Origin of the sequence: Brevibacterium oceani, assembly GCF_013623835.1 — a bacterium.
GTDB lineage: Bacteria > Actinomycetota > Actinomycetes > Actinomycetales > Brevibacteriaceae > Brevibacterium > Brevibacterium oceani.
In genome coordinates, this window is the sequence record NZ_JABKDE010000004.1 from 233,047 (window position 1) to 257,290 (window position 24,244).

The following is a 24,244-nucleotide window of genomic DNA, read 5'->3' on the forward strand; positions in this document are numbered from 1 at the left end:
GCCGCCTCGGCGAGGGTTTCTGCTCTGAGCAGACGAGGTGAGTAGGCAAGGCGAGCTGACGGTGTGACGTGAAGTGACTCACATGCCTTGCGGTGACCGTGGTGAGTCAGGTTAGGCTGTCCTATGCCAATGCTCTGGGGCTGTTGAGGCCCCATCCACTGTCGAAAGGACAGGAATGTCAGTTCCTCGCAGCCGTCGTGCTGTCATCGCCGGGGCACTCGTCGCCCTCTCGCTCACCGCAACCGCGTGCGGCCAAGGGTCGGAGGCCGCCGAGGGGTCCGGCTCCGGAGACTTCGAGACGGTGAAGATCAAGCATGCGCTGGGCACGGCCGTCATCGAATCCGAACCCGAACGGGTCGTCACCCTCGGGCAGGGCTCGACCGAGACCGCGATCGCGCTGGGCAAGACCCCGGTCGGGATGGAGGAGTACGCGTGGGGCAGCGATGATTCCGGCTACATGCCGTGGATCAAGGAAGCCATCGATAAGAAGGGTGACGAGCTGCCGAAGCAGGTCCAGGGGGACACCGAGCTCGATGTCGAAGCCATCGCCGAACTCGACCCCGACGTCATCCTCGCCCCGTGGTCGGGCATCACTCAGAAGCAGTACGACAAGCTCACGGACATCGCTCCGACCGTGGCGTATCCGAAGCAGCCGTGGACGATCGAATGGGACGATCAGATCACGACGATCGGCAAGGCGCTCGGTCACGAAGAGGAATCCGAAGGCCTCGTCGAGGACGTCAAGAAGCAGCTCAAGGACGCCAAGCGCGATGAGTACAAGGACCTCACCTTCTCCTTCGTCTACAACGACGGCCCAGGCACGCTCGGTGTCTTCTACCCCACCGAACAGCGTGTGGCCATGGTCTCGGCCCTCGGGCTGACCCCGGACCCGGTCATCGATGAGCTGAAGAAGGACTATGACGAGCCGGGCACGGACTCGGCGCTCATCGGTCTGGAGAACGCCGACAAGCTCAACGACTCCGACCTTCTCTTCACCTTCTACTCGGACGAGAAGAATCGGAAGGAAGTCGAAGGGCAGGGCCTGTACGCGAACATTCCCGCGGTCAAGGCCGGAGCCGTCGTGGCGCCGGACGATCAGCCGTTCGTCACCGGCTCCTCGATCATCAATCCGCTCACCGTGCCGTGGACGCTCAAGCGCTACGTGCCGATGATCGATGAGGCCGTGAAGAAGCTCGACAAGTAGCAGCGCCGGTCAGTTCAGGGCGCTGAGCTTCTTCCACTCGTCCCAGCTGTAGACCCAGTCGGAGATGTCGCTGTCTTCGGTCGACAGGCTGACGTCCGAACCGGTGATCTCGACGGGATCGCCGAAGATCGCGGAGTCGTAGTACTGCTTGGCGCGTTCGGTGGTGAGGTTGATGCAGCCGTGGGAGACGTTCTGCGAACCCTGCACGCCGGCCGACCAGGGTGCGGCGTGGATGAATTCGCCGTTGTTGTGGATGCGCACGGCCCACTGCACGTCGGTTTCGTAGTCCCACTGCTCCGACGTCATCGTATAGTCGGCGGCCTTCGCCATCACCACGTGGGTGCCGTTGTACGACGGTGACTTCGGGGCGCCGAGCGAGGCCGGGAAGTTCATCACTTCCTTGCCGTCGCGGGTGACGGTCATCCGGTGGGTCTTCGCGCTGGCCTCGACGACCTGTTTGCGTCCGATGTCGAAATCGAGGGTGAGGTCGTTCTGCCCCACACTGTTCTCCGATGTGGGCACGTTCTTCAGCGGCACATCGACGGAGACCTTCGAATGTGCGGGCCAGAACTCCTTGGGCCGGAAATGCAGGCGGGACTGCGGGTCATCTGGCAGCCAGGCCCACGACCCTTCGACCTTGTGCTTCTTGCCGTCCTTGTCGGTGACCTTGACAGACAGGCGGTGTTCGACATCGTCCCGGAATTCCTTGGACACGGTGGAGCCGAAAGTGAGGATGATCGGAGCCGCCACACCGACGGTCTGATCATCGGCGAGGGTCGTGCGCACCGACATCGGCGAGGCATCGGAGGAACCGACGGTGACGTCGGTGGTGACATCGACCTCGTCGCCATCAGGTGTGGTCGCGGTGGCCGTGAGCGTGTAACTGCTTTCGGCGACGAGGTCGTAGGTCGAGACCCATGCCGCGGAATCATCGGGGGCCTCGACCGCCTCGGCGTCCTTCTTCGCATCCTTCGTCGATTCGGACTCGGTCTCACTCGGTGTCGACGATCCGGCCTGTGCGTCCTCATCTGCCTTGAGGGCCTGGCCGTCGGTGTCGAAGAACTTCCCGGAGTCGGCGGAGATGCGTGGGTGGTCTTCCTCGGTGAGGGTGATGTCGGTGAGGGTGGCGTTCTCGACGGAGATGCCGACCCGGTTCCCGGGGTCGAAGGTCAGCTTGTCGCCGGTCTCGACGGCCTCGCCGAACTCCTCGCCGGTGGGGATCCCGGCAGGAGAGGTCGCATCGCCACTCGCTGAAGCCGAGGAGGTCGGGTCCCCGCTGGGCTGGGCCGTCGACGTCGGAGCGGACGTCGCCCCGGCCTCGGCGTCCTCGTCGGTGACCGTTCCGACACGGAAGACGGGTTCGTCGGCCGCCTCGGCGGTCTTCGCATCATTGCGGGTCGCATCAGGGTCGGAGCTCGACGGCGTGCACGCCGTGAGCAGGGCCAACGCCGAAAGGGCGGCAACGGCCCCATGGATCTTCGTGGACAACAGGGAAACCTCGTTCGAGCACAGGGATGAGAACTTCGAGCAATGGTAGTGAAGTGAAATCACGAAAGTATTAAAGAATCCGCATATCTTCCCCGGATCGAGCGCTCGCAGGCGGGAGAGGTCGGTGCTGACCTGGGCCGACGGAGGATAAGGGGAGTTGTGGAATTGTGATCTTCGGGGAAAGAGGACTCCCCGTGCACCCGCCAGAGCTCGCTTACCCTTGCTGCCTTCCGGCCCTGGGGGAGTTCACAAGATGGCGCCGCACGGGGAGCCAGCGACCAGTCTAGTCGAGAGCATCCTCGGCACACAAAACGATGGTCGTCTCGTGGTCCCGTGACTGCCGATTCAGACGCAGCAGAACCAGCGCACCCGCACCGAAGGCCAGGCTCAGCCCGACCTGGACGAGGCAGGCGAGGGCGAACGCCGAGTCGTACCCGAGGCTGAGCGTGAAGACGTGGAAGAGCGCCCCGAGCAGGGCCACGCCGACGGCGATGCCCGCCTGCTGCATCGTCGAGATCAGTCCGCCGCTTAAGCCCGCGACCCGGTCGGGGACCGCTCCGACGACGGTGCCGACGAGGGGCCCGAACTGGAGTGCCTGAGCGGCGCCGAGGACGATGCCCGGCAGCTGGAACCAGAGATTCCACTCCGTGGCCGGTGCTTCGGCCGAGGCCCATGCGACGCCGAGGAGGCTGATCACCTGCAGGGCGGTGCCGAGGATCATCGTGCCGGGCCCGCCGAGGCGACCGACGACGCGGGGGACGAGGAGCGAGACGATGAGGAAGGCCGCGGCGAAGAGGCCGAGGGTGAGTCCGGAGACCGCGGCGGGGTCCCCGTGGCCGGTCTGTGAGGTGAGCGCGAAGTTATAGAGGAAGGTGCCGAAACCGGCGAAGAACAGCAGGGCCATGACCATCCCGATCCAGGCGGCGGGCACGCGCACCACCTGCGGTGGGATGAGCGGGTCGCGTCCGGTCACCTCGGCGCGGTTCTGCCAGAGTGCGAATGCGATGAGGGCGGACGCGCAGGCGGCCAGCAGGATCGTCGGCAGCGGCAGCCATCCGGTGACGGGTCCGAGTGCGAGGCCGATGACGAGGCTGACCATGCCGATGCCCAGCAGAACGGCGCCGGGCACGTCGAGGGGTGCCGGGTGCGCGCTGCGGGACTCGGTGAGCTTGAGCGAGCCGAGGAAGGCGGCGAGGGCGACGACTCCGCAGCTGAGGAAGGCCGCGCGCCAGCCCCAGGTGCCGCCGAAGGCCGAGATCAGACCCCCGCCGAGGACCTGGCCGCCGACGGTGCCGACGCCGGAGAAGGCGCCGAAGAGGCTGAGCGCCCTCAGCCGGGCGGACCCGGCCAGCGCGTGTTGGAAGCTTGCGAGGATCTGCGGCATCATCACCGCCGCGGCCAGTCCCTGTGCGGTGCGAGCGACGAGCAGTGTCAGTGAGTCCGGGGCGAGTCCCACGGCGAGGGAGACGAGGACGAGGGCGCCTGTGCCGATGGTGAACAGGCGGCGACGACCGAAGCGGTCGCCGATCCGGCCGCAGAGGATGAGGCCGGCGGCGAAGGCCGCGGAGAAGAGGCCGACGACGAGCGCCGAGGTCGACTCCCCGGCGCCGAGGTTCGTCTTCACCGCGGGGATGGCGACGTTGGACACGGAGAACATGAACGTGGCGAGGAATGCGCCGAGGTGGAGCGGCCAAAGGGTCGGGGCCGGTACGTCGGCAGGATCGGGGCGGGGAGCCGCCTCGGTGATGGTGTCGGTGGGCGCCGTGCCGTCGGCGGTCGTGTGCTCGGGGAGGTTTCTCATGTCTCCAGTGTCGAGTCCGCCAGCCGATTCCGGGAGGGCGTGTGGATGGTGTTGGTCGCACCACCTGGTTAGGTGGGGCGGTTCGGGCGGACAATGGAGGCATGGCACAAGTGAGAAACGAGGAGCTCGGATTCTTCCTCCGCTCGAGACGCAACCGGGTGCGCCCCTGCGACGTGGGCCTGGCGACAGGCGGACGCCGTCGGGTGCCGGGGCTGCGCCGCGAAGAAGTCGCGGTGCTCGCGAACATCGGCACCAGCTGGTACACGTGGCTCGAGCAGGGACGCGACGTCCAACCCTCGGAATCGGTGCTCGAATCCATCGCCGAGGCGCTCCTGCTCGACCGTGAGGAGCGTGCCCATCTCTTCCTGCTCGGTGGGTATCCCGACCGGGTGGCGAACCCCGGCGACTCCGCGGTGGGGGAGGCGATGCGGACCCTGCTCGACGAGATGCTGCCGCTGCCGGCGATGGTCACGGACCCGCGGAACACGGTGCTCGCGCACAACACGGTGCAGCGGTACCTCGCCTCCGACCTCGAGGAGTTCGCGGCGGGGGAGCGCAACTGTGCCATCCAGACGTTCGAGAATCCCGAATGGGCGCGAGCCTTCCGCAGCGACGACGGGCACCGGCCGCACCTGGTCGCGAAGCTGCGGGCCTCGTACGCGGAGTCGATCGACGACCCGGAATGGTCGCCGCTGCTGAGCCGTCTGCGTCGGCATGAGGAGTTCTGCCGATTCTGGGATTCGGGCGCGGTGGGACGCTCGGCCGGTCGGGTCAAGAGCATCGAGAACCCGTACGTCGGCACACTCAAGATGACGATGACGACGATGATCGCGCAGGAGAACCAACGGCTGACGCTCTCGGTCTACCAGCCCGTGGACTCGCTCACCCGGTCGCGGTTGGAGACCCTGCACGGGTGGATCAACGACGGCAGCATCGAGCGCAGACGCGCCGAGGTGCTCGCTGGAACGGACGACGGAGCAGTCGCCGGTGCGGTCGACGAGGCACCCGTTCACCTGCGGATCGTGTGATGGTTCACACTCGGCCACTGCGATTTCGCATTGTCGTCACGACTCGGATAAGCTGATCCGCGGAGGATTCGCCTAGTGGCCTATGGCGCTCGCCTGGAACGCGGGTTGGGTTAACGCCCTCAGGGGTTCGAATCCCCTATCCTCCGCCACGGAAGTCCCGGTCTCGCAGATGCTGCGGGCCGGGACTTCGTTTATGGGCGTTTGGTGCTGCGGCGGGTCCGGATGGCTCAGGCGTTGCGCAAGTCAGATGACGGTGTATGGCGAAGTGCGTCATTGTGACAGCGTGCGTCGGCGTGCGAAGTCCCGGTGCACGGTGTGATGTGAGTCTCACTACGCTGGCTGAGTCAATCACCTGCGACCGCCGACAGTGGCGGAAAGGGGCGAAACGCCATGACCGAAGCTAGCACGCAGCCATTCATCTCCGCCAACCCGATCTACACGGGGCAGCCCGAAGACCTCAAGTTCGCCTACTGGGTGCCCAACGTCTCCGGCGGCCTGGTGGTCTCGAACGTCGAGCAGCGCACCGACTGGGGGTATGACTACAACGTCAAGCTCGCCCAGACCGCCGAGAACGTCGGCTTCGAATACGCACTCAGTCAGGTCCGATACCTCTCGAGCTACGGAGCGGCCCAGCAGCACGAGTCGACCTCGATCTCCCTGGCACTGCTCCTCGCTACCGAGCGGCTCAAGGTCATCGCCGCCATCCACCCCGGCATCTGGGAGCCGATGGTGCTCGCGAAGTACATCCTCACTGCTGACCAGTTCTCGAAGGGCCGCGCAGCGATCAATGTCGTCTCCGGCTGGTTCAAGGACGAATACACGAAGCTCGGCCTGCCCTGGCTCGACCACAACGAACGTTACCGACGCTCCGCCGAGTTCATCGAGGTCGTCCGCAAACTCTTCACCGAGGAGAACGTGCAGTTCCGCGGCGACTTCTACACCGTCAACGACTTCACCCTCCGGCCCGGTCCCTACCCTGTCGAGGGCCGGCCCTACCCGGAGATCTTCCAGGGCGGGAACTCCACGGCCGCCCGCGACAACGGCGGCCGTCACGCCGACTGGTACTTCTCCAACGGCAAGGACTTCGACGGCTTCCGCGAGCAGTATGCCGATGTCACGAAGGTCGCCGAGGCGAACAACAGGAAGGTCCGTTTCGGACTCCACGGTTTCGCCATCGTCCGCGACACCGAGGCAGAGGCCCGCGAACAGCTGCGCGAGATCATCGCCCACGCCGACGAAGGATCGGTCAACGGCTTTCGCGAGTCCGTCCAGGAGGCGGGTGCCTCGACCTCGGACAAGAAGGGCATGTGGGCCGATTCGAGCTTCGAAGACCTCGTGCAGTACAACGACGGCTTCCGCACCCAGCTTATCGGCACCCCCGAACAGGTCGCCGACCGGATCATCGAATACAAGAAGCTCGGCGTCGACCTCGTCCTCACCGCGTTCCTCCACTTCCAGGAAGAACTCGAGGCGTTCGGCAAGACCGTCATCCCGATCGTGCGGGAGAAAGAAGCCGAACTCGTCAACAAAGGTCTGCTCACCCCCGCAGGAGTCTGACTCGAATCGGTGTGAAACACCAAAGTGTGCGAACTGACGCCTGATCGTGATCGCGCCCCGACACCCTCCGCGGGTGCCGGGGCGCAATTCGTCATTTCACACTGAACGACGGGGACTTCAGCGTCAGCTTCGTCCGCAGCTGAGCGCCGGTGAGGCTGGCAGTCTTCCCTGCCATCGAGGTGGCCTTGACCGTCTTCACCAGGCCCGACCCGGTCTTCGACACCGACAGGGAACGGACGTCCCTCAGACCGAACGCCTTGGCCATAGCGGCCTGTTTGACCGTCACCGTCCACGAGGCATTCGGGTTCTTCGCCGAGGCATACTTCGACGGAGAGTCATCGACGGAGACGAGGTAGGGAACGGGCGACCCCCACACCTCGGCGGCCGAATGCGTTTTGCCGCCTGCCGAAGAGGAGTAGACGGCGTCGATGAGGCTGCCCTTGTACGTGATGACGCGGGCCGCCTTCACGGTCGACCCACTCGCCGTCTGGGTCGCTGCCACGGCCTTGCGCCACGGACCCGAATCCTTCGCGTTCTCATTGTTCCACCCGAGGAAGCGCTGCGAGGCCACCTCATCGTAGACATTGCACCCGCACGCGGCCTTCGGCGCACCGAGGTTGCGGTAGGCGTAGGTGCGGGAGGCGATCGCCTGGGAGCGCAGCGCCTCGGACTGCCAGGAGGCCGGCATCTCGGCGATCCCAGGCAGATACTCCTTGTTGAGCTTCAGGACATTGATGACGTTGAGCGTCTTGTTCAGCTGCCCGATCTCGAGTCGACCGTGCCGGTAGGTGCCGCTCGCCCCGTTCTGCGCCCCACTGACCGACACTGTCGTCGCCGCTGAGCCCTTCCAATACCGGGTGCCCTGCCATTCGACGACGAGCTTCGCGCCCGCATAGCTCTTCGATCCGATCTTCGCCTGAACGGTGCCGGACGAGGTGCGTTCGATGGTGACCTTCGCCCCCGATTCGATGGTCTTCGACCCGGCCTTGACGCGCAGGTGCCCGGATCGCGGTGTCACCGTCACCGACTTCTTCCCGGTCAGCAGCTGCACCCTGAGGCTGTCATCGGCGTTCTTCGACGTCGTCGTCACCTTCGCCGAGTGGTAGTAGTGCTCGAGGATCTGCGTCGAGGACTTCCCGGCGGCAGCCATTCCGCGTGCCCCGTACTGGCTCATACCGACACCGTGGCCGAAGCCCGATCCCGTCACCGTGAACGACGAAGGGGCCGCCGCCTTCGCCGTCTTTGTGGGCGTGATCTTCGCGCCGGACTTCGCCGTCCAGGCGATGCGACCGTGCTGGAACTTCTGCCTGATCTCGGACCCGGACCGGTACTCATTGCTCGTCGGGTATCCGAGCGGCCCGCGCTCCCAGCCGGACTTCTTCCACGCGGTGCGGACCGCGCCCCAGGTGGCATGCGCACCGGTCGCCTTCGTCCAATGGATGCTGCCGTTCTTGAACGACTGATAGCAGCCCTTCTGGATCAGCGTGCACCGCTGCGGACCGGTGGCCGGGCCGAGCTTGCCCGCGTTCCCTCCGAGCGTCTTGTGCAGGGACCCGATCGCCCCGGATGTGGGGTACGCGGCATGGGCAGGGGGCGGAGTAGCGAAGAGTGTGAGCAGGAGCCCGATGAGCAGAGCCGCGAGGGCAGGAGTCGTCGCCTTGACGAACGGGGAAGCTGGCATGATCAGATCATATGCTGGGCTGTCAAGATCTCACGTGACGCCTGCCCGCTAGAGCCCCTCGTCCACGATGGTGACGCCCAGCTCGACGGCGAGTTTGTCCAGAATGAGGCGTCCGTGCCCCTCCAGCAGTGAACCGGAGGCCCCCGGCTGTTGCGCCAAGGTCCAGGCGCCGCGGTGGGCAGGCACTCGGTCGCAGAACAGGACGGCAGTCACCGCGGCTGGCTGGCCGTTGAGCTCGGCCTGACGGGAGTGCCACATGATTCCGGCCGCCTGCTGGGGGCCGGAGTGCATCGCTTTTGCCACCCGACGTGTGCAAGGGTAGTGCTCTTGAGAACTTGTGACGGCAGCCTGTCGTGGGATGTTCAGCGTCTGCAGAGACGAGTCACGCAGATCCGCCAAACGAAGAGGTTCCGGTGGAACCAAACGGGCATGGTGCTTCCCGAGCAGAGCATGCTCAGACACAAGTCGAGGCTTCATCCCGGTCACGTCATGCAGACTGGTTTCCAACAGCGCCGCAGCCAGAGAGTCTGCCGCATAGAAGGTGGGGACGCGAACGCCGTCGGCGTCGTCGAAGGGCGCGAACCGGGTGTCCCCGAAGCCGGGGTTCGGTTCCGCGTACCCGTCTCGAGCGTCGTAGACCCTGAACCAGTCGTGGTCGGCATCCATGTCTGCTTGGGGGAGGTTTCCCGCCGCTGCGAGATCCGACAGTTCGTCGACAGCGACGGGGCACCCTGAAGGATCGGGGCAGACCAGATCTTCGGGTGGGGTTGGCACGATCAGGAGTCCGCGCCCTGCGCCAGGCGAAGTTCCGACGCGTACCGTTGAGCAGCCCGGTGCGTTCTGGCCATGTCGGTGCGGACCAGCTTCGCAGGGACCTCGCCACTCAACCGACCCGTCGGGTTGGTCAACCACGCCCAGAGGCTCCAACCACCAAGACCGGAGGTCAGCAATGGTCGAGTCAGCTCTGCGATCGATGGATCAACGTCGCCTGCTGAGGTCAGCTGAACTTGCGGAATCAGTGTTCGGCCTCTGATCTCGACCGTGAACAGTTCTTTCCTGTCACGTTGGCGGGCTACCCAGGTGCGTGCTGCCTTCTCGGTGGAGTCCCGCAGCTCGGCGAGTGAGGCGTAGGTGAGGAACCCTTCCTCTTTGAGGAGTCGTTCGCGGAGGGCGACATTCTGGATCACCTGTTTCTGTGACTCCCCGGAGATCAGGTCCAGGTTCTGTTCCGCGAAGGCCTTGTTGACTTGAGCTGACAAGTCAGCGCGCGCCTCAACCTGGCGCTGGACCACGGCCTGATACAGGTCGATGGCGGCCGAGACGTCAGCCTGGTTGAGACCGTCGATCTCGACGTGGTTGCCGGCGGTTCTGATCTGGATGGGCTCGTACGCCTCAGCGGACATGGTGTTCCTCCTGCTTGGAGATCAATTGTAGCAATGTTGCTATGAGTGATCCATAGCCTCACTTGCTACAGAGGCAACTAGTGCGTGACCTGTGCCTAGGGAAGAACTCCCCGAAACGATCGTTTCGGGGAGTTCTTCTGCGGCCCTGCCGGGCCCGGACGAATGATCTCTCGCCGAGGTGGCCCCACCTCGGCGAGGGATGCGTCGTCCCTGCTCAGCTCAGCTTGTCGGCGATCGCCTTGTTGAACGCGTCGAGGTCGCCGGGGTTGCGGGAGGTGATGAGGTTGCCGTCGACGACGACCTCGGCGTCGGTCCAGTCGGCACCGGCGTTGATGAGGTCGGTCTTCGTCGAGATGAACGACGTGAGCTTCCGTCCCTTCGCCACGCCCGCCTCAGCGAGGATCCACGGCGCGTGGCAGATCGCGGCGACGGGCTTGTCTGCGGCGAAGAACGCCTTGACGAGGTCGACGGCGTCCTCATCCAGCCGCAGTGCGTCGGCGTTGAGGGTTCCGCCTGGCAGGACGAGAGCGTCGAAGTCATCGACCGAGGCATCGGCGACGGGAACGTCGACATCGAAGGTCTGCGCATGCTCCCAATCGCCTTCCATCGCCTGCAGCGTTCCCTCGGACGGGGAGACGATGACGGTGGTGGCGCCCGCCTCGTCGAGCGCCGCACGGGGGCTGGTCAGTTCGACCTGCTCGACGCCGCGGGTGAGCAGGAATGCGATCTTCTTATCGGAGATGGCCATGATGGTGCTCCTTTTCTGTGGTGGATCTATCTGTGGTGGATTGTGATCGGTCGTGATTGTCGTCGTTGCTGTCAGCGCAGGTGAGCCCGCTGCTCATCGGTCAGCGGCTTCGCGGGAAAGCGCAGCAGGACCTTCCCGGCCGGATGGGCGTTGAGCAGGTGCCGGTAGGCGTCCTGGACCTCGTCGACGTCGAAGACTCGGTTGATGGGCACATGGATATGGCCGTAGGCGATCGCCTGACCGAGCCAGACCATGTCCTCCCGGCGAGCGGCGGACTCTCCGGCGGTGCTCACCCCGTGCTTCTCCGCCACGGCGGGTCCGGCACCGATCGAGACGATGCGCTCGGCCGGGACGCCGGCACCGATCATCGCTTCGACCTCGTCCTCACCCTGGGTCGAATACGCGGCCTGGATCCCGTCCGGGGCGGCCTCGCGGACCCGCTCCCACAGGCCCTGACCATAGGTGACCGGTTCGATGCCGAGGCTTCTCAACAATTCGTGGTTGCCCTCGCTGGCGCTGCCGATGACCCGGGCGCCGAGGTTGCGCGCGAGCTGAGCGACGATGATGCCGACTCCTCCGGAGGCCCCGGAGACGAAGAGCGTCTCGCCCTCGCTCAGATTCAAGGCCCGGATCCCGGACATCGCGGTGCGCCCGGTGATGTAGAGACCGCCGGCGGTGTCGATTCCGAGTCCGCGGGGGATCCGATCGAGACGGTCCGCGGGGTCCTCGATGAGCAGCTGTTCGGTCTGCGCCTGCTTCGGCAACCCGCCGTAGACGAGGTCGCCGGGCGCAAAGTCCTCGACTCCGGCACCGACTGACGCGACGACACCGGAGAAGTCGACACCGTTGCCCGAACTGCCGTCGACGGTGCCGAAGCGACCGCCCTGGAGCATCTTCCAGTCCAGGGGGTTGAGCCCGGCGTAGAGGACGGTGACGAGGACCTGGCCGGGGCCGACCTCGGGGGTGGCCGCCTCGGCGAGGTGGAGCTGATCGATGTCGCCGTTGGAGGTGTACTGGACGCGTCGTGCCATCTTGTCTCCTGATCGGTTGACGAGGGCGGGGTCACGGCCTGCGCCGATGCCCACAGCAGGGACAACGATGACGGAGGCGAACTTGTTCCATCTCGAGGTGTTCGATGCCAGAAATGACCGCACTCCCCGGGTCGAGATGACCAGGGGAGTGCGGTGGGGATGCGAGTCGCTCGAGGCGAGCGGATCGCGGGATGCTCGAGGGGAGCGGCCGAGGGGGCCGGCTCAGATGTTCGGGAACTCGATGCTGTAGCCGATGCCCGACTGCGACGCCGAGGTGACCTTCACCGTGCCGTAGTGCTTCTTGCCGGCGGCGGTGACGGTGCAGCTCTGCGAACCGCGGTGGGCCATGATCCGCAGATCCGCGTAGCAGTCGACCGTGTCGACCGTGGTGCCCCGCTTCGCGTAGGCGTTCGTGATGTCCTTTTCCAAGACTTCGGCGGGAATCTTCCCATAGCCGTCCTAGTCGAGTTCGACTCCGTCCTCACCGATGCGAGGGCCCGAGTAGCCCTCGTTCTCGGTCGAACCGCTCGACCCGCTCGATGAAGAGCCGCTCGACGACGATCCGGAATCGCTCGCCGAGGTGGCGCTTCCCGAATCCGTGGATCCGCCGCTGCTCGTGCTTCCGTTCGACGTGGTGCCGTCGGTGACCGAATCGTTCGATGTGGTGGAATCGCTGCCCGTGGTCGAGCCCTGCCCGGCGTCCGAATCGGGGGCGGTCTCCTCGGCAGCGGGAGCGCCGGCATCGTCGGAATCCTGCTCCTGTTCCGGGCCATGTTCCTGGGTCTGCTCCTGTCCCTGGCGGTCCTGGCCGAAGGAGATGTGCATATCGCAGGCCGAGAGCGACAGGGTCGCGGCCACGGCTCCGGCGACGGTGATGGTCTTGAGAAGGATGTTGGTCTTCATGGTCTGCTCCTGGTCTCATGTGCGATCAAGCAAGTGGCTGTCGGTGTTGCTTACCTGCTCAGCTTCTCAGCGCGGGCTTCTCACCGGGGCTGATTCGTGTTCGCATCCGGTGACTCGTGTTCCAGGTCGGACACATCGGCCTATCCTGGTAAGGATTTCCCGGCGACGATGTCGAGAACCGACTCGCGGCTTCGTCCCAGAGGTGTCAGCAAGCACAACCGGTGCGAGCGGCACGAGACAAGGAGACGATCATGGCCAAGTACCTCATGCTCAAGCACTACCGGATGCCCGAGCAGTACATGGACTACACGCCGATGGACCAGTGGACACCCGAGGAGGTCGATGCGCACATCGCGTACATGAACGCTTTCGCCGACCGTCTCAAAGACTCCGGCGAGTTCGTCGACTCCCAGGCGCTGCAGCCCGACGGCACCTTCGTCCGATCCGGAGGGGCGGGCCGGCCGCCGGTCACCGACGGACCGTTCCCCGAGACGAAGGACCTCATCGCAGGGTGGATGGTCATCGACGTCGAGAACTACGACCGCGCCCTCGAACTCGCCGCGGAGCTCTCGGCGGCACCGGGCAAAGACGGGGAACCGATCAACGAATGGCTCGAACTGCGGCCCTTCCTCGATCACGCCCCGTGCGTGGACGAGTGAGCAGGGACGCGAACGGAGCCCGCGATGATCGATGCGGATCCCCTCGCCGAGGTCGAGCTGCGTGAGCTCGTCCCCGCCGTGATCGGCGTCCTCGTCGGCCGTGGTGCAGACTTCGCGACCGCCGAGGATGCCGTTCAGGACGCGCTCATCGAGGCCCTGCGCACGTGGCCCGAGGACCCGCCCCGGGACCGGCGCGGATGGCTCGTGACCGTAGCCTGGCGGAAGTTCCTCGATATCATCCGCGCCGAAGACTCGCGGACCAGACGCGAGGAGAGAGTCGTGGCCGCCGCCCTCGCCGCACCCGTGACCTCGGCGGAGCCCGGGGCCCATGGTGCCCGGAACGCCGATGACACCCTCGACCTCTACTTCCTCTGCGCCCACCCGCGGTTGCGCCCCGCCTCGGCGGTCGCCCTGACCCTGCGGGCCGTCGGCGGACTGACGACGAAGCAGATCGCCGAGGCCTATATGGTGCCCGAGGCGACGATGGCCCAACGCATCAGCCGCGCGAAGGCCACGATCGCCGGCCGCCGCCTCGACCGGCCCGGCGACCTGTCCTCGGTGCTCACCACCCTCTACCTCGTGTTCAACGAGGGCCACTCCGGGGAGACCGACCTCGTCGCCGAGGCGATCCGCCTGACTCGGAGGCTCGGCACGATGACCGACTCCGCCGAGGTCGACGGACTGCTCGCCCTCATGCTCCTCCACCATGCGCGCCGGGCCGCCCGCTTCGACTCTGCCGGCCGGCTCATCGCCCTGGCCGATCAGGATCGCAAGGTGTGGGATCGCCGACTCATCGGCGAAGGCATCGGGATCCTCCAAGCCGCGCTCGCCCGCGACCACCTCGGCGAATACCAGGCGCAGGCGGCGATCGCAGCACTGCACGCCGACGCCCAGCACGTCGACGACACCGACTGGGTGCAGATCGCCCAGTGGTACGACGAACTCCTGAGGTTGCGAGACACCCCGATCGTGCGCCTCAACCGGGCCGTGGCCGTCGGCGAGGCCGATGGGCCGGCGGCAGGACTGGCCGAACTGCGCGGACTCGATGAGGATCTGCCTCGCTACTTCGCCGTCGAAGCGCACCTGCGCGAACGCTCGGGAGACCTCGAGACGGCCGCCCGCCTCTACGCCCGGGCCGCCGAACGGGCCGCCAGCCTCGCCGAACGCGACCACCTCAACCGGCAGGCGGCACGCACACGGTCGGGGCGAGAGCCCAGGTGATCACGGTCTTGATGAGCTGCCTCGGCGAGCGAGGTTGGTCACTCCTACCGGCAGAAACCGGTCACCTGCGCCGATGGCCGACTACGATCGAACGGAGCGTCCAGCTCATCCTCCCAATCAGCGAACCCGTCACCGGGTTCCGTTCCCGAATCCGAAAGAGGCCGAATCCGTTTGAGTCACGTGCAGGAGTTCTTCCGCATCCCACCGGGCGAACGCGACCACATCCCCGCGTTCCGCATCGCCTTGGGAGTCGCCATCCCGCTGCTCGTGCTGCTCGGAATCGACCGCCTCGACCTCGCCGTCTACGCCGCGTTCGGAGCATTCACCGGCATCTACGCCCGGTTCGAAGCCCCACGTTCACGCACCCGGCGGCAGTCGATCGCGGCGATCATCCTCGTCGTCTGCGTCGGCATCGGTGCCACGCTGTCCACCGCGCACGCCTCGATCTGGGTGCTCATCGTCGTGACCTCACTGGTCTCGGGACTCGGCGCGGCCCTGGCCCTGCGCTTTCGCCTCAAACCGGGCGGGTCGATCTTCTTCATCTTCGCCACCGGAGCCGTCGGGTCGATCCCGCACGGATCGCCGGTGCCGATCGCGATCGGGGTGGCGGCCGCCTCGGCGCTGGTGAGCATCGGCCTGGGAGCACTCGCCCACCTCGTCGGGGAACGGATGCCGCCGGAGAAGCAGTCCTATGTCCGGGTCGGACTCTCCCCGGTGGGCAAGGCCGACCTCGCCGCCCACGCCACCCGCTTCACGATCGCCCCGCTCGTCGCCGGGATCCTCGGCACCCTGCTCATCGACGTGCTGCCGATCCTCTCCCACAGCTACTGGGCGATGGTCGCCGCCGTCGCCCCGATCACCCCGCCGGGGCGTTCGGCCAGGCTCAAACGCGGCCTGCACAGAGTGGTGGGCACCCTCGGCGGTGTCGTCGTCACCGCCTTCCTGCTGTCCTTCCCCACCGCAGACTGGCAGCTCGTCGTCTGGGTCATTCTGCTGCAGTTCTTCGCCGAGATCTTCGTGCTGCGCAACTATTCGGTGGCGCTGCTCTTCATCACCCCGCTGGCGCTGCTGATGACGCAGCTCGGCCACCCGCAGCCGGTGGCGGAACTGCTGACCTCACGGGCCATCGAAACCGTCATCGGCGTCCTGGTCGGACTCGTCGTCGTCCTCCTCGGGTTCAGTCGGGAGAGGAAGCGTGCGGCCGAGATCGCGGCGTCTCCGCATTCCGATGATGACGACTGAGTGGACCGCTGAGAGCGACCTGCGGCGGTCGGGCCGCTTCTTCGCTATCATCGGCTCACACCGTCCGACCAGATCCGGGAGGCAACGATGACCACCAGCACCGAGGTGCTCTCCACCCTGGCCTCACTTGAGGACGAGAAGATCCGCGCGGTCAATCAGCGTCACGGCGACGATCACGCAGTCAACCTCACGAAGCTGCGCGCCGTGGCGAAAGACCTGAAGAAGAACGACGAACTCGCCGCTGAGCTGTGGGAGACCGGTGACACTGCGGCCCGTCTCGTCGCGATCCTCATCATGCGCCCCAAATCGTGGAGTCGGGAACAGCTCGAGGCGATGCTTCGCGATTCCCGGGTTCCGAAGGTCCATGGCTGGCTGGTCAGCTACATCGTCAAGAAGTCTCCACACGTCGAAGCACTCCGGCGGTCCTGGATGGATCACTCCGACCCGGTGGTGGCCTCTGCCGGTTGGGCGCTGACCGCAGAACGGGTCAACCGTCGTCCCCAGGGGCTCGACCTGCCCGGCCTGCTGGATGTGATCGAGGCCGAGATGGCCGATGCGCCCGAACGACTGCAGTGGGCGATGAATGAGACCCTTGCCGCCATCGGCATCGAGAACCCGGGGCTGCGTGACCGGGCCATCGACATCGGCGAGCGCCTCGGTGTGCTCCGTGACTACCCGACGTCCCCGGGATGCACCTCGCCCTTCGCCCCCATCTGGATCAGGGAGATGGTGCGTCGGGGCACGGAGGGCTGAGGTTCAGCAGAGGGTCCGGTGGCGGCCGATCGGCAGCATCAGCGGCTGACCGGACACGGGGTCGTCGATGATCCGGTTCGCCAGACCGAACACCTCTTCGACGTTGTCCTCGGTGAGCACCTCGGCGGGGGTGCCTGCGGCGTGGATTCCACCTCCGGCGAGCATGACCAGCCGATCACAGTAGCGGGCGGCGAGGTTGAGGTCGTGGAGGACCATGACGATCGTGACCCCGGAGCGTGCATTGAGTTCGGTGAGCAGGTCGAGCACCTCGACCTGATGGTTGACGTCGAGGAACGTCGTGGGCTCATCGAGCAGCAGGATGTCGGTCTGCTGAGCCAGGGCCATCGCGATCCACACCCGTTGCCGCTGACCGCCGGAGAGCTCGTCGACGGACCGATCGGCGAGGTCGGCGGTCCCGGTGACATCGAGCGCCTCGGCGACGGCGAGATCATCGGCGGCACTCCACCGGGAGAACGCCCCCTGATGCGGATGCCTGCCGCGCCCGACGAGATCGGCCACGGTGATGCCCTCCGGGGCGATCGGCGTCTGCGGGAGCAGGCCCAAGGTCCGGGCCAGCTGCTTGGCCGGCATCGAATGCACCTGACGCCCGTCGAGGATCACCCGCCCCTGGCGCGGGGTGAGCAGGCGCGACATCGACTTCAGCAGGGTCGACTTGCCGCAGGCATTGGCACCGACGATGCCGGTGATGTCCCCGGCCGGCAGTTCCAGGCTCAGGCCGGAGATGATGTCGGCGTCTCCGTAGGACAGGTGCAGATCCTCAGCTGAGAGCGAATGATCCGTGGTCACAGGGAGCCTCCCGAACGATTGATCCTGATGATGAGGTAGAGAAGGTACGGGGCACCGAGGATGCCCGTGACGACGCCGACCGGATATCGGGTGCCCAGAGCGAACTGGCCGACGAGGTCTGCGGTGAGCACCAGCAGCGCCCCGACGAGTCCGGCGGGAATGAGCGGGGAAGGGCCGGGACCGGTGAGCCGGGCGGCGATCGGACCGGACAGGAACGCAACGAACGCGACGGGCCCGGCCGCCGCGGTCGCGAAGGCGATGAGTCCGACGGCGGTGACGATGACGAACAGCCGGGTCCGGGAGACCCCGACGCCGAGCGCCTCGGCGGTGTCGTCCCCGAGCTGGGTGATCGAGAGGCTCTTCGACTGGCCGATCAGCAGCGGGGAGAGGATCACGAGCGCGATGAGCACCGGGATCACCGCATCCCAGTTCGCTCCGTTGAGACTGCCGGCCAGCCACCGCAGCGCCTCTTGCAGATCCCATTGCGCGGCGCGGGTCAGCTCCCAATTGATCAGTGCCGTGAGCATCGAGGAGATGCCGATGCCCACGAGGATGAGGCGGATTCCGGCGGCCCCGTTCTTGAACGCGAGGGCGTAGATGAGCAGGGCGACTCCGAGGCCCGCGACGATCGCGAGGACCGAGACGCCCGTGCTGCCGAGGCCGAGGGTGACGATGCCGAACACCGCGGCGGCAGAGGCTCCGGAGCTGATGCCGATGATGTCGGGGCTGGCCAGGGGGTTGCGCAGCATCGTCTGGAAGGTCACTCCGCCGAGGCCGAAGCACAGTCCGACGAGCACCGCCAGGACCGCTCGGGGCAGGCGGAGGCGACCGACGGTGAACGAGGCCCCGGGCACCTGCTGGCCGGCGACGACACGGGCCACCTCGTCGATGGGGTAGAAGGTCTGTCCGATCATCAGACTGGCGACGAAGACGGCGATGACGAGCACGGACAGGACGGTCACGACCGACGCCCACCGTCGGGTGCGGGCACGACGGAGCCCGGCGACCGCCTCGGCGGTGGTGGACGGAATCAGCGAACGGGTGGGGGTCGGACTCACAGCGACCTCACCTTCTGACGGCGGACGATCACGATGAAGAGCGGTGCGCCGATGAGCGCGGTGAGGATGCCGACGTCGAGTTCGGCGGGGCGGGCGACGATGCGTCCGAGGCTGTCCGAGGCGGTGAGCAGGCCGGCGCCGGTGACCGCGGAGAACGGCAGCAGCCACCGGTGATCGACGCCGATGAGCAGCCGGCAGGCGTGGGGGATGACGAGTCCGAGGAAGCCGATGGGCCCGGCCACGGCGGTGGCGGCACCGCAGAGGACGACGGCGCCGGCGGCGGACAGGGCTCGGGTCAGGCCCACGTGCTGACCGAGGCCGGCGGCAAGTTCGTCGCCGAGGGCCAGGGCATTGAGCCCCGGCGCGCAGTAGATGCTGAGGAGGAAGCCGCCTGCGAGGAAGGGCAGGATGAGTTCGACCGAGTCCATCGTCACTCCGCCGACTCCGCCGATCTGCCAGTCGCGGGCGAGGTCGGCGATGTCACCGCGGGGGAGGACGACGGCGGAGATGAACGAGGACAGGGCGGCAGCGGTGGCGGCACCGGCCAAGGCGAGCTTGAGCGGGGTCGCTCCCTGCCGGCCCAGCGAGCCGACGGCGTAGACGAACACCGAGGTGATGGCGGCACCGCCGATGGCGAACCAGATGTAGCCGGACGCGCTGGTGAGGCCGAAGCTCGCGATGCCGATGACCACGGCCAGGGAGGCGCCGGTGTTGACGCCGAGGATGCCGGGATCGGCCAGAGGGTTGCGGGTCACTCCCTGCATCACGGCGCCGGAGACGCCGAGGGCGGCGCCGACGCAGACGGCCAGCAGGGTCCGCGGGATGCGTTTGGCCACGGCGGCCTGGTCGAAGCCCGTGGCGGATCCGCCGAGTGCGGCGAGCACATCGCCGAGGTCGACGCTGCGGGAGCCGATCATGATCGAGGCGATCATGAGGGCGACGACGAGGACGAGGGCGGCACACATCCACAGGAGGCGGACGTGAGTCGACCGCCGCAGCCGGGCGGCGGTCGACTCGACGGTGGTGGGAACGGTCATCGAGGTCGGTGCGTCCTACTCGCCGTTCGACGCGGCCGCGTCGAGCTCGTCGAGATAGTCGTCGAGGATGAACGAGATCGACAGCGGAGTCGGGTTCGCCGCGGTGCCCAGGGGCTGATCGCCGGGCAGGTTGACGATCGCGTCGTTCTTCACCGCGGGCATCTGCGAGAGCAGTTCGTCGTCTTCGAGGGTCTTGACGAGTTTGTCATCGCCGTAGGTGACGATGATGTCGACGTCGTCGAAGACATCGGCCTGCTCGGCGCTGACCTTCGAGGAGAACTGGTCGGTCTCCTCCGAGGCTTTCGCGATGCTCTCAGGTGCCTTCATTCCGAGGTCGTCGAAGAACATCGCCCTGGTGTCATGTGTGGTGTAGAAGTTGACCTCGGAGAGGTCGGAGGGGTCGACGTGGGTGAGGAACATCGTCGACTTGTCCTTGATCACCGGGTGGTCGGCGACCTTCTCATCGATCTCGGATTCGAGGTCGCCGATGAGCTTCTCGCCCTCGTCCTTCATGCCGATGGCTTCGCTGTTGATCTCGATCATCTCCCGCCACGGCGTGCCCCACGCCGTCTCCGGGTAGGCGACGACCGGCGCGATCTCCGACAGAGTGTCGTAGTCCTCCTGGCTCAGACCCGAATAGCCGGCGAGGATGACATCGGGCTTCGTGTCCGCGACGGCCTCGAAGTCGATGCCGTCGGTCTCGTCGAACAGGGTCGGGGTCTCCGCATCGAGCTCCTCGAGCTTGTCCTCGACCCAGGGCAGGACACCATTGCCGTCGTCGTCGCCGAAGTCGGCACTGGCCATACCGACGGGGACGACGCCGAGGGCCAGCGGCACCTCGTGGTTGGCCCAATTGACGGTGGCGACCCGTTCGGGCTTGTTCTCGATCTTCGTCGTGCCGAGGGCGTGTTCGATCGTCACCGGCTCCCAGGAGCCGTCACCGGAATCGGCATCGGCGGAGGAGTCCGGTGACGAGCAGGCCGAGAGGACGAGGGCGGTGGCCATGGCGGCGGAGATGGCCAGGGCGCGGACTGAACGGGTCATTGCTGCCTTTCGCAAGATGCTTGAGACACACCTGGAAAGAAGAATTAATTAGGTGTGCCTCATCAAATTATCCGAGGGAAAGGGTTGGCGCAATCGAGCAATTCCGACAGTCGGTTTCGTCAATCGGACACGATGATGGGAGGCTCGGCTCTGAATTGGGCCGGGGTGGTCCCGGTGATCCGTTTGAATGCTGTGGTGAAGGCGCTCGCCGAGGCGTAGCCGACATCGACGGCGGCGTCCTGGATCTCATGGCCGAGACCGATGAGGGTGATCGCATGTTGGATGCGGGCGGTCGTGACCCACCGGTTGAAACTCAGGCCCGTCTCGGCAGCGAAGGCGCGCGTGATGGTGCGGGCACTCGTGCCTAGGCGCGTTGCCCATTCCTGCAGGGTCGTGGGATCGCTCGGGTCGGTGAGCACGGCGTCGATGATCGGTGCCAGCAGCTCGGCGGTCGGACGGTGGAGGAGGACCTCGTGCTCGGCCGGTGACATGACATCGAGGATCATCGCCTCGGTCAGCACATAGGACTCGGTCTGCGGCTCCAGGGTCTGCAGTCTGGCGAGCAGCAGGCGCAGCAGTGGGTAGATTCTCACCGCCGTCGGCACATCGCTGATCGGGGGTTCGTCGACGTCGAACTGGGCCGCATTGACCACCACACCGGCGGGCGTCCACCCGGAGTGCGGAACGCCGGCCGGAATCCACATCCCCAAGGGTGGTGTGATCGTCCACGTCCGGGCGCCGATCGTCACCGTTCCCACACCGCTGTCCCGCCACAGCAGCTCATGGGTCGGATGCGAGTGCTCCGCCCAGTAGGTCTCACGGTCCATCGTCTCCGCGGAGCCGAGGATCTGCATCGGCAGACGCACCTGCCCCGCGGAATAGCGGGGTAGGCGGCGCTCGGTCACGTGCTCCGAGGCCGAGTCCCGGGAGTGGAACGGTTTGATCGTGGTCACGGCCTCAGAATACGCGGCCTCAGCGTGCGGTAGGTTCACCCGCCGGCGAGCTCGCGCAGTGCACGGATGTGGGACTCCAGTCGTCCCCGTCCCTCGGTGCTGATTGAGACCCAGGTGCGCGGCCGCTTGCCCACATACCCCTTCTTCACGTCGATCAGTCCGACCTTCTCCAGGGCGGTGATGTGGCGCGAGAGGACGGAGTCGGAGACGCCGAGGCTGTCGCGCAGCAGCTTGAACTCCGCCCGCTCCCGGTTCTTCAGGCTCGAGACGATGCCCAGCCGAGTGGGGTTGTTGAGGTCCGGTTCGAGCTGTGCGATCGAATCGCCGAGGTTGGGGATCACCTCGTTTTCCTCCGCCGCGTGTGCGTCGTCGGCTGCATGCGGGTCGTCGGGGTCTGTCGTGGAGTTCTGTTTCGCCGTCATCGTGGGTGCTCCTTCAATGAATTCGTCGAGTTGTTCCGGCCACTGGCCGAGGTGCCGTTTGCTGACTGCGGTGGCGAAATTGTTCGGTCGATCCGCCTCGAAATCGTGCTTCGAAACGCAGTGGATCGACCGAACAATCGGTGTATTGCGCTCGGTTCGCGTCGCTTCAGTGCTGCCTCAGCGGCGCAGGGCCAGCAGGGAGAAGATGGGAGCCGCGACCCAGAGGAGTCCGGCGGCGATGAACGGGATCGGTGTCGAGGTGGCGAGGGAGTCGGCCATGACGCCGCCGATGAAGCCGATGAAGATGACGGCAAGCCAGATGATGAGTACGGCAGTTGAGCGGCGGCTCCAGCTCAGAGCCTTGATGAGGTAGACGATCATGGCAGGCACGAGCCAGGCGAGTCCGGCCCCGAGGGCGATGAGCTGAGTGGTGTTGTCCTCGATGAGACCGACTGCGACGAGCCCGACCGAGAGTCCGGCCGAGAGCACGAAGAACAGCGTCACCAGCGGCCAGGCGTCGTTTGTGCGGGCCTGTGTCTGACTGGCCTCGGCCTGGGCGAGGAGTTCGTTGGCCTGTTCCGGGGTGGGGGTGGTGTTCACGTCGGATCCTCTGCTCGGGCATCGGTCGGAAGTCCGATGCGATCTGTGGAAGTAGTTTCACAGTACCAACTACTTTCCAATATGGAAAGTAGTTTCGCGAAAAGGATTTCAACGGCGGTGGCCGGTGCCTCAGAGTGCTGAGGTGAGATGTGCGTCAGAGCGCCGAGGCGGCAACCGTGGCGGCGAGCTCTGTGGCCTTCTCGAGGTGGTCCTCGGTGACCTCGCCCGTGAAGATCAACGGATCGAAGGCGAGCGTCCACCCCAGGCCGGTCGTGATCTGCTTCATTGCGGTCTCGGCCCCGGTGGTGTCGTAGCCGCCGTGGATCCAGTAGGAGAACGGCCGGCCCGCTGTGGGTTCGCGCACGGCGTCATAGGTGGTGTCGAAGAAGTGCTTGAGGGCACCGGAGATGTAGCCGAAGTTCGCCGTCGTGCCGAGCACATACGCATCGGCGGCCAGCACATCCTCGGCGCTGGCTTCCAAAGCCGGCCGGACGGTGACCTCGATGTCGCCGAGCTCGGGCAGGCGCAGCCCGGACAGGGCCGCCTCGGCGATCTGCGAAGTGGCATCGGACGGTGAGTGATGAACGAGCAGCACGCTGACCATGTCCCCACCCTAGCTCCGGTAATGACTCGGGTCAGCCCCCGCGCATAAGGTGGTGCCATGGCCGTCATCTTCGATCCGATGCGCGGACGCACCCGTCCGGCAGCCAGCCACCCCGACGATGAGATCGTCGACGTCCTCACCGGCGACTATGCGAGCGCGGACTGGGCGGTGCTCACCGGCGCGGGGATGAGCACGGACTCCGGCGTCCCCGACTATCGGGGACCCGACGCGACCCCGCGCAACCCGATGACCATCCAGACATTCCTCTCCCACCCGGATCAGCGAGCACGGTACTGGGCGCGCTCCTGGGTCGGCTGGCCCCGGATGCGCGGCGCCCGACCGAACGCCGGGCACCTTGCGCTGGCTGGGCTGCCCGTGGCCGGGATCGTCACCCAGAACGTCGACGGACTCCATCAGGCCGCCGCCGAGGCGGTCGCCGCCGACCGTGCCGACCGCGGCGCGGATCTCGCGCCCAGTCCCGTCATCGACCTCCACGGCAGCCTCGACCGGGTCATCTGCCTGAAGAACGGGCACCTGTTCGCTCGCGATTGGGTGCAGCGGAGACTGAGCGAACTCAACCCGGACTTCGCCCATGAGGTCGGCATCGACCCCATCGACGTCGAGACCGCTCCCGACGGTGACGTCGAACTCAAAGACACCGCGGGATTCGTCGTCCTCGATTGCCCCGAATGCGGGGGACTGCTCAAACCCGATGTCGTCTACTTCGGCGACTCGGTGCCGCCGGCCCGGCTGCAGAAGGCGAACCGGATCTGCGATGACGCGCGCGGGCTCGTCGTGCTCGGGTCCTCTCTCGCCGTGCTTTCGGGCCTGCGCTTCGTCCGTGCCGCAGCGAAGGACGGCAAGCCCGTCGTCATCGTCACCGACGGTCCCACCCGCGGCGACGACCTCGCCGACTATCGGTCGATCTCCCGGGTCGCCGATTTCGTCACCCGGTGGGCAGCGAGGTGAGACTACCGCCGAGGCGGCCCGCATCCGTGGA

At 66.3% G+C, this 24,244-nt stretch carries 25 protein-coding genes, 1 tRNA gene and 1 other RNA gene; 9 read left to right on the forward strand and 18 right to left on the reverse strand.

What is annotated here, in order from left to right; translation table 11 throughout:
- The first annotated feature begins 175 nt into the window (after positions 1 to 175).
- The gene (locus tag HK401_RS10480; protein ID WP_181274612.1) at positions 176 to 1,204 is read left to right on the forward strand and encodes an iron-siderophore ABC transporter substrate-binding protein; all 1,029 of its coding nucleotides are present in this window, start codon (positions 176 to 178) and stop codon (positions 1,202 to 1,204) included.
- A 9-nt stretch (positions 1,205 to 1,213) separates the two neighbouring features.
- On the opposite strand, the gene HK401_RS10485 is transcribed toward HK401_RS10480, so the two are convergent.
- From HK401_RS10485 to HK401_RS10495, 3 genes are all read right to left on the reverse strand, one after another.
- Complete coding sequence (locus HK401_RS10485) at positions 1,214 to 2,692, reverse strand: Ig-like domain-containing protein (protein WP_258234138.1); 1,479 nt, start codon at positions 2,690 to 2,692, stop codon at positions 1,214 to 1,216.
- 180 nt (positions 2,693 to 2,872) lie between these two features.
- Positions 2,873 to 2,968, reverse strand: an RNA gene (ffs, locus tag HK401_RS10490) — signal recognition particle sRNA small type.
- A gap of 7 nt (positions 2,969 to 2,975) precedes the next feature.
- Complete coding sequence (locus HK401_RS10495) at positions 2,976 to 4,493, reverse strand: MFS transporter (protein ID WP_181274613.1); 1,518 nt, start codon at positions 4,491 to 4,493, stop codon at positions 2,976 to 2,978.
- 101 nt (positions 4,494 to 4,594) lie between these two features.
- Here HK401_RS10495 and HK401_RS10500 point away from each other — a divergent pair, with 101 nt between their 5' ends.
- From HK401_RS10500 to sfnG, 3 genes are all read left to right on the forward strand, one after another.
- Complete coding sequence (locus tag HK401_RS10500) at positions 4,595 to 5,521, forward strand: helix-turn-helix transcriptional regulator (protein WP_181274614.1); 927 nt, start codon at positions 4,595 to 4,597, stop codon at positions 5,519 to 5,521.
- Positions 5,522 to 5,582: 61 nt separating this feature from the next.
- Positions 5,583 to 5,670: transfer RNA gene (locus HK401_RS10505), tRNA-Ser, on the forward strand.
- 241 nt (positions 5,671 to 5,911) lie between these two features.
- Positions 5,912 to 7,078: a dimethylsulfone monooxygenase SfnG gene (gene sfnG, locus HK401_RS10510; protein ID WP_181274615.1), complete on the forward strand. Its 1,167-nt coding sequence runs from the start codon at positions 5,912 to 5,914 to the stop codon at positions 7,076 to 7,078.
- A gap of 91 nt (positions 7,079 to 7,169) precedes the next feature.
- Here sfnG and HK401_RS10515 read toward each other — a convergent pair whose 3' ends face one another.
- The 7 genes from HK401_RS10515 to HK401_RS10545 all read right to left on the reverse strand — a co-directional run bounded on the left by HK401_RS10515 (position 7,170) and on the right by HK401_RS10545 (position 12,844).
- Complete coding sequence (locus HK401_RS10515) at positions 7,170 to 8,759, reverse strand: SpoIID/LytB domain-containing protein (RefSeq protein ID WP_181274616.1); 1,590 nt, start codon at positions 8,757 to 8,759, stop codon at positions 7,170 to 7,172.
- 48 nt (positions 8,760 to 8,807) lie between these two features.
- Positions 8,808 to 9,425: an RES domain-containing protein gene (locus HK401_RS10520; RefSeq protein WP_258234139.1), complete on the reverse strand. Its 618-nt coding sequence runs from the start codon at positions 9,423 to 9,425 to the stop codon at positions 8,808 to 8,810.
- A gap of 110 nt (positions 9,426 to 9,535) precedes the next feature.
- Entirely contained in the window at positions 9,536 to 10,162 is a 627-nt protein-coding gene (locus HK401_RS10525; RefSeq protein ID WP_181274617.1) for a hypothetical protein, read from the reverse strand.
- A gap of 214 nt (positions 10,163 to 10,376) precedes the next feature.
- Positions 10,377 to 10,910, reverse strand: coding sequence for a type 1 glutamine amidotransferase domain-containing protein (locus HK401_RS10530; protein ID WP_181274618.1), 534 nt, complete (start codon positions 10,908 to 10,910; stop codon positions 10,377 to 10,379).
- 71 nt (positions 10,911 to 10,981) lie between these two features.
- Positions 10,982 to 11,941, reverse strand: a complete 960-nt coding sequence (locus HK401_RS10535) for an NADP-dependent oxidoreductase (RefSeq protein ID WP_181274619.1) — start codon at positions 11,939 to 11,941, stop codon at positions 10,982 to 10,984.
- 222 nt (positions 11,942 to 12,163) lie between these two features.
- Positions 12,164 to 12,370, reverse strand: a complete 207-nt coding sequence (locus HK401_RS10540; RefSeq protein WP_181274620.1) for a hypothetical protein — start codon at positions 12,368 to 12,370, stop codon at positions 12,164 to 12,166.
- Between the two features lie 30 nt (positions 12,371 to 12,400).
- On the reverse strand, positions 12,401 to 12,844 hold the full coding sequence (locus HK401_RS10545; protein ID WP_181274621.1) for a hypothetical protein: 444 nt from the start codon (positions 12,842 to 12,844) through the stop codon (positions 12,401 to 12,403).
- 251 nt (positions 12,845 to 13,095) lie between these two features.
- Here HK401_RS10545 and HK401_RS10550 point away from each other — a divergent pair, with 251 nt between their 5' ends.
- The 4 genes from HK401_RS10550 (at position 13,096) to HK401_RS10565 (ending at position 16,719) form a co-directional block, all read left to right on the forward strand.
- Positions 13,096 to 13,503: a YciI family protein gene (locus HK401_RS10550; protein ID WP_181274622.1), complete on the forward strand. Its 408-nt coding sequence runs from the start codon at positions 13,096 to 13,098 to the stop codon at positions 13,501 to 13,503.
- A gap of 24 nt (positions 13,504 to 13,527) precedes the next feature.
- The gene (locus HK401_RS10555; protein WP_181274623.1) at positions 13,528 to 14,724 is read left to right on the forward strand and encodes an RNA polymerase sigma factor; all 1,197 of its coding nucleotides are present in this window, start codon (positions 13,528 to 13,530) and stop codon (positions 14,722 to 14,724) included.
- A gap of 180 nt (positions 14,725 to 14,904) precedes the next feature.
- Complete coding sequence (locus tag HK401_RS10560) at positions 14,905 to 15,966, forward strand: FUSC family protein (RefSeq protein WP_309135974.1); 1,062 nt, start codon at positions 14,905 to 14,907, stop codon at positions 15,964 to 15,966.
- A gap of 87 nt (positions 15,967 to 16,053) precedes the next feature.
- Complete coding sequence (locus tag HK401_RS10565; protein ID WP_181274625.1) at positions 16,054 to 16,719, forward strand: DNA alkylation repair protein; 666 nt, start codon at positions 16,054 to 16,056, stop codon at positions 16,717 to 16,719.
- 3 nt (positions 16,720 to 16,722) lie between these two features.
- Here HK401_RS10565 and HK401_RS10570 read toward each other — a convergent pair whose 3' ends face one another.
- The 8 genes from HK401_RS10570 to HK401_RS10605 form a co-directional block, all read right to left on the reverse strand.
- A complete protein-coding gene (locus tag HK401_RS10570) occupies positions 16,723 to 17,526 on the reverse strand; it encodes an ABC transporter ATP-binding protein (RefSeq protein ID WP_181274626.1) in 804 nt (267 codons plus the stop codon).
- Positions 17,523 to 18,584: a FecCD family ABC transporter permease gene (locus HK401_RS10575; protein WP_309135962.1), complete on the reverse strand. Its 1,062-nt coding sequence runs from the start codon at positions 18,582 to 18,584 to the stop codon at positions 17,523 to 17,525. The genes HK401_RS10570 and HK401_RS10575 overlap by 4 nt, the downstream gene beginning before the upstream one ends.
- Entirely contained in the window at positions 18,581 to 19,621 is a 1,041-nt protein-coding gene (locus HK401_RS10580) for a FecCD family ABC transporter permease (protein WP_181274627.1), read from the reverse strand. Before HK401_RS10580 ends, HK401_RS10575 begins: the two co-directional genes overlap by 4 nt.
- 15 nt (positions 19,622 to 19,636) lie before the next feature.
- Entirely contained in the window at positions 19,637 to 20,665 is a 1,029-nt protein-coding gene (locus HK401_RS10585) for an iron-siderophore ABC transporter substrate-binding protein (protein WP_181274628.1), read from the reverse strand.
- A gap of 119 nt (positions 20,666 to 20,784) precedes the next feature.
- On the reverse strand, positions 20,785 to 21,618 hold the full coding sequence (locus HK401_RS10590) for a helix-turn-helix domain-containing protein (RefSeq protein WP_181274629.1): 834 nt from the start codon (positions 21,616 to 21,618) through the stop codon (positions 20,785 to 20,787).
- A 35-nt stretch (positions 21,619 to 21,653) separates the two neighbouring features.
- Positions 21,654 to 22,040, reverse strand: coding sequence for a winged helix-turn-helix domain-containing protein (locus HK401_RS10595; protein ID WP_181274630.1), 387 nt, complete (start codon positions 22,038 to 22,040; stop codon positions 21,654 to 21,656).
- A 177-nt stretch (positions 22,041 to 22,217) separates the two neighbouring features.
- Positions 22,218 to 22,640, reverse strand: a complete 423-nt coding sequence (locus HK401_RS10600) for a hypothetical protein (protein WP_181274631.1) — start codon at positions 22,638 to 22,640, stop codon at positions 22,218 to 22,220.
- Positions 22,641 to 22,794: 154 nt separating this feature from the next.
- On the reverse strand, positions 22,795 to 23,244 hold the full coding sequence (locus tag HK401_RS10605) for a flavodoxin family protein (RefSeq protein ID WP_181274632.1): 450 nt from the start codon (positions 23,242 to 23,244) through the stop codon (positions 22,795 to 22,797).
- Between the two features lie 57 nt (positions 23,245 to 23,301).
- Between HK401_RS10605 and HK401_RS10610 the strand changes: the two genes are divergently transcribed.
- A complete protein-coding gene (locus tag HK401_RS10610) occupies positions 23,302 to 24,213 on the forward strand; it encodes a Sir2 family NAD-dependent protein deacetylase (RefSeq protein WP_181274633.1) in 912 nt (303 codons plus the stop codon).
- The last annotated feature ends 31 nt before the right edge of the window (positions 24,214 to 24,244 follow it).